The sequence below is a fragment of the Sphingomonas sp. genome, from assembly GCF_042091075.1.
Lineage (GTDB): Bacteria > Pseudomonadota > Alphaproteobacteria > Sphingomonadales > Sphingomonadaceae > Sphingomonas.
This window is the reverse complement of the sequence record NZ_JBELIE010000002.1, coordinates 40,490-50,363: the sequence shown is the minus strand read 5'-3', so window position 1 is coordinate 50,363 and position 9,874 is coordinate 40,490. Positions and strand designations below refer to the sequence as shown.

Annotated in this window: 7 protein-coding genes and 1 pseudogene; 3 read left to right on the top strand and 5 right to left on the bottom strand. The window is 66.1% G+C overall.

All coding sequences use genetic code 11. From position 1 onward, the window contains the following. On the top strand, window positions 1–883 hold an 883-nt coding region (locus tag ACFDSW_RS00440; RefSeq protein ID WP_375248297.1), incomplete at its 5' end, for a cryptochrome/photolyase family protein. A gap of 13 nt (window positions 884–896) precedes the next feature. Beyond that, window positions 897–2,111, top strand: a complete 1,215-nt coding sequence (locus ACFDSW_RS00435) for a class I SAM-dependent methyltransferase (protein ID WP_375248296.1) — start codon at window positions 897–899, stop codon at window positions 2,109–2,111. Window positions 2,112–2,184: 73 nt separating this feature from the next. Here the strand turns inward: ACFDSW_RS00435 and ACFDSW_RS00430 are convergent, their stop codons facing one another. From ACFDSW_RS00430 to ACFDSW_RS00415, 4 genes and pseudogenes are all read right to left on the bottom strand, one after another. Next, the gene (locus ACFDSW_RS00430) at window positions 2,185–2,793 is read right to left on the bottom strand and encodes a DNA-3-methyladenine glycosylase I (protein ID WP_375248295.1); all 609 of its coding nucleotides are present in this window, start codon (window positions 2,791–2,793) and stop codon (window positions 2,185–2,187) included. Between the two features lie 3 nt (window positions 2,794–2,796). After that, entirely contained in the window at window positions 2,797–3,081 is a 285-nt protein-coding gene (locus ACFDSW_RS00425) for a YciI family protein (RefSeq protein WP_375248294.1), read from the bottom strand. Between the two features lie 77 nt (window positions 3,082–3,158). Then, window positions 3,159–5,443 (bottom strand): annotated as a pseudogene (locus tag ACFDSW_RS00420) (TonB-dependent receptor). Window positions 5,444–5,531: 88 nt separating this feature from the next. Beyond that, complete coding sequence (locus ACFDSW_RS00415) at window positions 5,532–6,515, bottom strand: MBL fold metallo-hydrolase (RefSeq protein WP_375248293.1); 984 nt, start codon at window positions 6,513–6,515, stop codon at window positions 5,532–5,534. Between the two features lie 51 nt (window positions 6,516–6,566). On the opposite strand from ACFDSW_RS00415, the gene ACFDSW_RS00410 reads away from it, so the two are divergent. Further along, window positions 6,567–6,992 (top strand): winged helix-turn-helix transcriptional regulator, encoded by a 426-nt coding sequence (locus ACFDSW_RS00410; protein ID WP_375248292.1) that lies wholly within the window; start codon window positions 6,567–6,569, stop codon window positions 6,990–6,992. 131 nt (window positions 6,993–7,123) lie between these two features. Here the strand turns inward: ACFDSW_RS00410 and ACFDSW_RS00405 are convergent. Next, window positions 7,124–9,874: beta strand repeat-containing protein (locus tag ACFDSW_RS00405; RefSeq protein ID WP_375248291.1), on the bottom strand; the 2,751-nt coding region annotated here is incomplete at its 5' end.

Below are 9,874 nucleotides of genomic sequence, written 5' to 3'. Positions count from 1 at the left end.
CGATCCGCTGCCGCTGCCGCGATCGATCCCGGCGCCGGCGAACTGGCCGAAGAGCGATACGCTCGCCTCATGGCACTTGCTGCCGACCAAGCCCGACTGGTCGGGCGGGTTTGACTGGACGCCGGGCGAGGCGGCGGCGCTGCGCAAGGTGAAGGCGCTCGACATCGCGGACTATGATACAGCGCGCAACATGCCCTCGCAGGAGGGAACCTCGCGCCTCTCGCCGCACCTGCACTTCGGGGAGGTATCGCCGCGCACCGTCTGGCAGGCGACATCGAGCGGCGATACCGTCTTCCGGCAGGAACTGGCATGGCGCGATTTCACCTCGGGCGTGATCCTCGCTCTTCCGGATTATGCCGACCGTAACGGCCGACCCCGCTACGACAAGCTGCCGTGGCGCACCGGCAAGGCGGCGGCGGGCGACCTTGCCGCATGGCAGCGCGGACGCACCGGCTATCCGATCGTCGACGCCGGGATGCGGCAGCTATGGGCGACCGGGTGGATGCACAATCGTGTCCGCATGATCACCGCATCCTTCCTTATCAAGCATTTGCTGATCGACTGGCGCGAGGGGGAGCGCTGGTTCTGGGACACGCTGGTCGATGCCGATTACGGCAACAACGCGGTCAACTGGCAATGGGTCGCGGGCACCGGCGTGGACGCCAATATGTTCGGGCGGATCATGGCGCCGCTCACCCAGTCCGAGAAATTCGACGCCGGCGATTATATCCGCCAATGGGTGCCCGAACTGGCCAAGCTGCCCGACGGGGCGATCCACGATCCCGAGGCGGCGGGCTGTCGCCCCGATGCCTATCCCGCGATGCTGATCGGCCATCGCGAAGCGCGTGAGCGGGCACTGGCGGCGGGGCGCAAGGTAGGTTAGCCGCGCTTCCGCCATGGAAGCCGCTCCCGCCTCCCGCTCCGTCACCCCGCCGCGCACGGCGCGGTGGGTTGCGCCGCTCTATCACAAGCTCCTCGATCGTATCGACGCGGGGCTGGTCGAGGGCGCGATCGACGCGATCCTGCCTGATGGCACACGGCGGCTGCTGGGCGGGCATCGCCCCGGGCCGCTCGCGATCGTGCGCATCCTTCGCTGGAACGCCTTATGGCGGCTCGTCTCGGCCGGATCGGTCGGCTGGTATGAGGGGTGGGAGGCTGGCGACTGGAGCAGTCCCGATCCCGTCCCGATCTTTGACCTGTTCATGCGCAACCGGGCCGCGCTGGGCAATGTCGCGCGGGCCAAGCATGTCGCGCGATGGGCGGGGCGGTTGATCCATCGCGGCCGCCGCAACGATCGCGCCGGTGCGCGCCGCAACATCGCCGCCCATTACGACCTGGGCAACGATTTCTATCGCGAATGGCTCGATCCCTCGCTGACCTATTCGAGCGCCTTGTTCGCCGATGGGGATCGCGCACTGGATGGAGCGCAGCAGCGCAAGCTCGACGCGATCCTCGACCGGACCGCGGTGTCGGCGGGCGATAGCGTGCTGGAGATCGGCTGCGGCTGGGGTTCGTTCGCCGCGACGGCGGCAGCGCGTGGTGTGGCGGTACATGCGATCACGCTGTCGCAGGAACAGCATGATCATGTCGCCGCGCGCGCCCTGCCCGGGGTGACGGTGTCGATCACTGACTTTCGCGACGTCACCGGCTGCTATGACGGGGTCGCGAGCATCGAGATGGTCGAGGCGATCGGGCCCGAGAACTGGGACGGCTACCTCGCCACGATCGCCAATCTCCTGCGCCCCGGCGGCCGGGCCGCGATCCAACTGATCGCGATCGCGCCGGACGTGTGGGAGTCCTACGCCAGCAATATCGACTTCATTCAGCGCTACATTTTCCCGGGGGGATCGCTGATCGCCGAACCGCGCTTCCGCGTGCTGGCGGAGCGGCACGGCCTGGCGTGGCGCGACCGGCGATCGTTCGGGCTGGACTATGCCGAAACGCTGAAACAGTGGCGGGAACGGTTTGAGACGGCGGTGAGGGAGGAGCGGCTGCCGGCACGTTTCGACGCGCGTTTCCGGCGCCTGTGGCGCTATTATCTGATGTATTGCGAAGGCGGCTTCCGCGGCGGCGGGATCGATGTCGTACAGGTGACGCTGGTCAAGGAATAACGCGCCGCCATCGCGGGCGAGGTTGGTCGTCGATGAGGTGGCGCGCGAAACCGGCGGGCGGCGCCGTCGATGATCAGCGCGGCGGACTGAAGTTGGCGCGCGCCTCCGCCACTCGGTCTCTGAATGCGCAGCCGATCGCGTGATCGTTGATCAGCCCCATCGCCTGCATGAAGGCATAAGCGGTGGTAGGCCCCACGAACGCCCAGCCGCGTTTCTTGAGATCCTTCGACAGCGCCACCGACGCCGCCGATGTCGATGCGGTTTGCGGGACGGTGTCAGCAGGCGGCACGTCTTCAAACCGCCAGAAGTAAGCAGCCAACGAACCTTCGCCCTTTACCAATTCCACCGCGCGCCGGGCATTGTTGATCGCCGCCTCGATCTTGCCGCGGTGGCGCACGATTCCCTGGTCGCACAACAGGCGCTCGACATCCCCCTCGTCAAAAGTGGCGATGCGATGAAAGTCGAAGCCATGGAAGGCCGCCCGGAAATTCTCGCGCTTGGCCAGGATCGTGCGCCAGCTGAGCCCGGACTGAAAGCCTTCCAGCGTCAGCTTCTCGAACAAGCGGCGATCATCCGCGACGGGAAATCCCCATTCGGTATCGTGATAGGCCATATAGTCCGGCGTGGCGGCACACCAGTGACAGCGGGGAAGACCGTCAGGGCCAGAAATCGTGGCGCCCACCCCTCAGTCTTTCAGAAAGGCGAGGCGCGTATCGGTGCGGGCCGGGGTGATGTCGAGAATCTCTGCCGTGACAACGCCTTCGGCAACGAAGGGATCGTGCGCCACGAAGGCCTCGATCGCTTCCCGCGTCGCTCCATGGGCAATCAGCGCGCCGCCCGCCGCGGGCTTAACCGTTCCCGCCAGCAGCAGCAGACCCTCCTCGAAACCGCGCTGAAGCCAGGTGTTGTGCCCGGCCATGAGTGACGGTGCTTTTGCCTTATCGGCAAATTTGAGGAGGATGATGAACATGACGGGCCCCCGGTGATGATATGGGCCGAGGCCGCCTCAACCGCGGCCCCTGCCACCCCGGCGAATGTGTAATGCCGTCACAGATGCAATTCCAGACCAGCGCCGAAGGTCTGCGGATCGCCGACGATGCCGCGATTGCCGTCCGGCAGGCGATATTGAAGGTAATCCGCGGCGAGCATGTTCCGGGCGAAGGCGAATACCGTCCACCTCCCGGCGTCGTAGCCGAGGCGAGCATTCACGACGGTACGGCCGGCCAGGCGGGACTGCCCCTGCGTCGTGCCGACGTAGGAAAAGACGCCGCTGCGATAACCGGCGTTGATATTGCCCGTGATGGGCCCGACGCGCCCGTTCACTCCGCCGGCGAGGGTCCAGCGGGGTGCATAGGGGAATTGGGTCCCGGCCAGGTCGACCGTGCTTGTCGAACCCGCGGGAAGATCGAAGCGATCGTATTTGGTCCGCACATAGCCGGCCGAGAAATAAGCATCGAACATGCGGTTGAGGCGGCCCTGTATCTCCAATTCCCCGCCATAGAGGTGTGATGCGCCGGCATTGACGGTGTTGTAATCGTAGGCGTTGAGGCCGAAGAAGGCGGTCGTCTGCTGGTCTTTCCAATCGACGTAGAAGAGGTTGGCGTTGACCGTCAGCCTGCCGTCCAGCCACCGCGAACGCAGCGATCCCTCGTAATTCCAGCTATATTCGGGATCGTAGGCAACCAGCGTTGCGCGCGCCGGATTCTGACTTGATCCACCTGATCGATAGGCTCGCTGTACGGTGAGGGCGGTGGTCAGGTCCGGGGTCCATTCCATACTGACGCCGGCTTTCGGCAGAAACGCATCGAAGCTGCGCGCATTGCTCGCCCGCGCCGACGCCGCTTGCGCGACAAGGCCAAGCACGCCGCGGTTGATCGCGGTGACGGCCAGATTGAGCGCGCTGCCCGTGGCGCCAAAGGCGGCTGGATTGGGCAGCGTGCCGTTGAAGGTCGCGATCGTCTCTGCACCATAACGGTTGTCCTCGTGATCGTAACGGAAGCCGGCGAGCAACGAGAGGCGATCGGTAACCCGCAGGCGACCGTCGCCGAACAGCGCGGCGTTCCTGACGAGCAGGGGCTGATCGGCGATGTAGCGGACCGGTATTTGCGGCAGGGCGGCGGCATAGGTGGTCGCGATCTGGCTCGCCGCGGCAGCGGGGAAACCCCCGCTCTGCAACAGGCTGCTGATCGTGGTGACCGGCGTCGGGATGTTCAGGCGGTTGTTGGTATCAAGCGAACCCGAACGCCGGTAAGCCCAGGCACCCAGAACGCCGCTGAGCCGTTCGCCGTCGTAGTTGAGGCGAAGTTCCTGGGTCCAGGTCCGATAGCGGCTGTCGTTGCTGATGAACTGCACATCGGCGGCCGTGCCGTCCGCGTCGGTCTGCGCCAGCGTCGCGGCGCGGTTGAACGAGGTGACGCTCGACACGCGCAGACGCGGCGCCACCTCGTAGCCGACATTCAGGATGGCGATGTCGGAGCGAACATAGCCGCGATTGGGCTGGTCGCTGGTCGATTGGCGGTGATCGTAGAAATCGGGCGTGGTGAGGTTGGTGTATTCGTAGAGATAGCCGCCGTCGCGCCGGACGCGGTTGTAGCTCGCCGTCACGTCAAGTCCTGGCAGCGCCTGCGGCGTCCAGTGGAGCTTGCCGCGCAGATTGAGGGTGCGCAGGCTGTCGTCATAGCCGCCACGGGTAACGTTGCGGATGATGCCACGATCGGCGCGCCTCTCCGCCGACAGGCGGATGCCAAGCTCGTCGCGGATCAGCGGACCACCTGCCGCGACCGAAAAGGTGCGATCGTCGCGATCGGTCCACAGGATGCGTCCGTCTGCACTATAATCGGTAACGGACGCGTCGCGCGTCGTCAGCACGATCGCGCCGGCCAGCGCATTCAGACCCTGGATGGTGGATTGCGGCCCGCGCAGGACCTCGACCTGGGCGACGTCCCACAGATCGGTCGGGCCGCCGAACAGCGCCTGACGCGGGTTCGGTGCGCCGTCGACATAGACCGTCGCCGTGTCCCCGTCGCCGCCGCCGCCCACGCCCTGATTGGTGATGCCCCGGATGGTGAAGCCTGAGGAACCGTAGGTTTCTGACAGATTGGCGGTGCGGTTGTAGCATCCTGGATCGTCAGGATGTTCTCCTGCCGGATGCGCTCAGGAGTCGTGACCGCGACGCTGGTGGTGGTGTCCTGAAGCGTGCGGTTCGACTTTTCGCCAGTGATGACAATGTCGTCCGGCCGAGGTTCCTCGGATGTGGAGGATGCCCGCTGCGCGACGCTGGGCGTCGCACTGACCAGCGCACCGGAGCAAAGCAAAAACGCAATCAGTTTCATCATGGCCCCCTTTTTCGCGCGGGCTAAATAAAACCATAATGAGAATCAATAGCAGATTGGCGAGATGCCTACGGGTGTCGCTTCATCATCATCGGGCCGCCGGGGTGACGGCGGCCTGATAGGGCTGGGCGTTCCATGCATAACCCTGGCCGTCGCGGGTGACGTGTCCCAGCCCTGGGAAGCTGACGTGATCGGCCGCGACCAGTTCGTGCGTGCGCGCCAGTTCGGCGAGCGTCCGCTCCCGCGTCGCTCTTGCGCGTGGCGGATCGGCGTCGAAGTCGGCGGTCACATCCGGATGGCCAAACTGAACCTCGGCCGCGTGGATGATGTCGCCAATCACCAGAAGATGATCCTGGCCATCGGCGATACGGTAGAAGCTATGGCCCGGCGTGTGGCCGGGGGCGGGGATCGCGGTGATACCGGGAAAGAGCACACTGCGGCCGGAGAAGACATGCAGCCGCTTGGCCGCGTCGTAAGGCGCGATCGCAGCACGTCCCTCCGCGAACATCTTCTTGTGACTGGGATTGACGCGCGCCTGCTGGACATCGCTCATCCAGTAATCATATTCGGCACGGGCGAGGTAGATGTCGGCTTTCGGAAACACGGGGGCGCCGTCGACGGTAAGGCCGCCGGAATGATCACCATGAACATGGGTGAGCAACACCGCATCGATCGTCTCGACCGGGTAGCCCGCTTCGGCAAGGTTCGTTCGCAAGCGACCGCAACAGGGCCCGAACAGCGCCCCCGCTCCGGCATCGATCAGGATGCGCCGGGTGCCGGTATCGACCAGGAACGCATTGATCGAGGTGTCGCGGCTCGTGCTCTCGCCGACTGCCGCGAAGCGTGATCGTATGTCATCCGGCGCCATTCCCTTGAGAATATTCTCCCAGGGAATAGCGGCCGTACCGTCCGAAAGTGCGGTCACGGTCATCCGGCCGACCTTGAAGCGGTAATAGGCAGGAGCCTGCTGCGTCAGCGCCGGGGCGGGCGCCTGGGTTGCCGGTGCCGCCGTGCCGACGGGCAGGGCACCTCCGGCGGTCATCAGCAAGCCGAGGATTGGCGGAATGCGCATCGGTCATACTCCCGGTGATTGGCTCCGCCGCCATTTGTTGATACATGCTCTGTGATCAAGTACCGACCTATGGGTAAGTATGAAATGAGTGTCGAGTTCCGCCGTCTGGCCTGCGATGTCATGCGACCCGATTGTCCGGCGCGCGCGATCCTCGCGCTGCTCGCGGAAAAATGGGCGTTGTTGATCGTCCACGCGCTGAGCGAGCAGACGATGCGGACGGGCGCGCTGCGACGGCGGATCGGGGGTATCTCGGAGAAGATGCTGATTCAGACGCTCAAGCGGCTGGAAGGCGCCGGCCTGGTGGTGCGGCTTGCCCACCCCGAAGTGCCCCCGCGGGTGGAATATTCGCTTACCGACCTGGGACGCTCGCTTAGCCCTCTCGTGACGGCCCTCGACGAGTGGGTGGAAACACATGCATTGGAGATGGTTCAACCACCGGACCGGCGGCATCAGCGCCTTGGATCGGAGCTGACATAATTGGTAGTTGGCAAGGCCGGTCCCCGGCGGAAGATTTCCGCCGAAGACCGGGATATTTCCAGAACTGCCCCCGATGGAATGCTCCCGCGATATTTGCCGCTTCGGTCGGCGCCGGGATGCCGCAATCGACCTTATGATGACAGGATCACGATCGCCTTGATCCGCCCCACGCCCATCGCGAGATTCTTCCGGGCCGCCGCCAGGCCGAATGCGGCAATCGCCTTGGCGGTTGCGCCGGAGGGGTCACGGACCACCGTTATCAGCAACGTAGCGTCGTCGGCGGCGCCGATCTGAAGATCGAGCGTCCCTGCGATCGTCTCGACCTGAACCGCCGCCATGCTGGCCGGTTGACTGAAGCGGTCCAGCGCCAAGGCTTCACCTGGCGCGGCCTCCAGCTCGATGGCGTTGCCGCTGTCGGTGGCGACGAAGGTGCCGACAAGGTCGGGCGCCGCCGCGGGCCTGGTCGTATAGATCGCCATCGGCTGGCTTCGCTCCGGCGCGGCGGCGGGATCAGCGGTCAACAGGCTGAGCCCCGTTGCGGTGGAGATCGTTCGATCCGCGAGGAGGAGTGTCGAATTGCTCGCGCCGGTCGCGACGCGGGCCACCGGGGTGGCCGCTTCTGTGATGCGGGCGCCTCCGATCACGGCGGCCGTGGTGGTCAGCGCCGGGGTGGCGGTGCCGGGGCTTGTGTCGGCGGTGCCGTTCGCCCCGTCGGGACGAGCGATGACGCCGGCCAACGCTGTATCCAGATCCTGCCGTGGCTGGATGCTGGCGTGCACCTCCGCGGTCGTGGTCGACAGGCGGTAATTGCCGCTGTCGGCACCGATCAGCTTGATGCCGGTGATCTGTACGGACTTGCCGAAGCCGATCGCCGACGTATCGAAACGGGCGTCGTCCGCGACCGTGAGGCTGTCGCCCGCCAGCACGCCGCCGGCGGCGAAATTGGCGGTGACGGTGGCGGCGGTGGTGCCGTCATAGACCTTGTCACCGGCGGCGAAGGTGGCCGCGATCGTGCGCGGTGTAATCGAGGCGGTGGTGGTGCCGCCCGATGTGAGCAACCGGTAGTTGCCCGCGTCGGCACCCGACAAGGTAAGGCCGAAGACGGAGACCGTTTTGCCGATCCCGGCATTGCGGTCGGCGAACGTACCGCTGCCTGCGATTGCGAGGCTGTCGCCCGCGAGCACGCTGCCGGTGCCGAAGCCGGTCGTGATTGTGGCGGCGGTGGTGCCGTCATACACCTTATCAGCGGCGGCGAAGGTGGCCGCGATGGCGCGGGGGGTGATCGAGGCGGTGGTCGTACCGGTGGTGGCGAGCAACTGGTAATTGCCCGCATCCGCGCCCGACAGGGTCAGACCCGAGACGGCAACCGTTTTGCCGATCCCTGCATTGCGGTCGGCGAACGTACCGTTGCCAGCGACCACGAGGCTGTCACCCGCGAGCACGCCGCCTGTGCCGAAGCCCGCTGTGATTGTGGCGGCGGTGGTGCCGTCATAGACCTTGTCGGCGGCGACGAAGGTGGCCGCGATCGTTCGGGGGGTGATCGAGGCGGTGGTCGTGCCGCTGGTGGCGAGCAACTGGTAATTGCCTGCATCCGCGCCCGACAGGGTCAGGCCCGAGACGGCAACCGTTTTGCCGATCCCTGCATTGCGGTCGGCGAACGTACCGTTGCCAGCGACCGCGAGGCTGTCACCCGCGAGCACGCCGCCGGTGGCGAAGCCCGTGGTGACGTTGGCGGCGGTGGTGCCGTCATAGGCCTTGTCGGCGGCGACGAAGGTGGCCGCGATGGCGCGGGGGGTGATCGAGGCGGTCGTCGTGCCGGTGGTGGCGAGCAACTGGTAATTGCCCGCATCCGCGCCCGACAGGGTCAGGCCGAAGACGGAGACGGCCTTGCCGATCCCTGCATTGCGGTCGGCGAACGTGCCGTTGCCTGCGATCGCGAGGCTGTCGCCCGCAAGCACGCCGCTGGTGGCGAAGCCCGTGGTGACGGTGGCAGCGGTGGTGCCGTCATACACCTTGTCGGCGGCGGCGAAGGTGGCCGCGATCGTGCGCGGTGTAATCGAGGCGGTCGTCGTGCCGGTGGTGGCGAGCAACTGGTAATTGCCCGCATCCGCGCCCGACAGGGTCAGGCCCGAGATGGTTACAGTCTTGCCAATACCGGCATTGCGGTCGGCGAACGTACCGTTGCCTGCGATCGAGAGGCTGTCGCCCGCGAGCACGCCGCCGGTGGCGAAGCCCGTGGTGACGGTGGCGGCGGTGGTGCCGTCATAGACCTTGTCGGCGGCGGCGAAGGTGGCCGCGATGGCGCGCGGTGTGATCGTGCCGATCGTTCCCGTCGCGGTGGTGGGCAAAGCGTAGCCATAGACGGTGACCGCGCCGTTGCTGGCGGCGCCCCCGCTCAGGCCAGTGGCGGTCACCAACTTGCCCGTGCCGGCATTGCGATCGGCATAGGCGGCGGTGCCGAAGCCGGTCAGCATCTGGCCGAGATCATCCCCGTCGATCGCGCCCGTCAGCAGGAAGTTGCCGGCGGTCGTCAGCGTGGCGGCGGTGGTGCCGTCATAGGCCTTGGTGGTCGATCCGATCAGCGAGACCGTCACCAGCGGCGCGACCGTGTAGAGCTGACCATTGCCGGTCGCCTGCGCGACGCTGGTTACCCCATAGGTAGCGGCATATTGCTTGAACGTCGTCGCCAGACCGCCCCGGGTGTCGCTTAGCGGCGAGGTCGAATAGGTGAGCCAGCGACCGTTCGCCGCCGACAATGCGCCGGCGCCCGCATCATTGACGAAATTGCGCGCCGCCGCGGCGATCACCGCGGTGCCCGTGCCGAGCGCCTTGATCTGGCCAGCGCTGCCGATGGTGACGTCGGTCGAGCCGTCGCAGCCGAA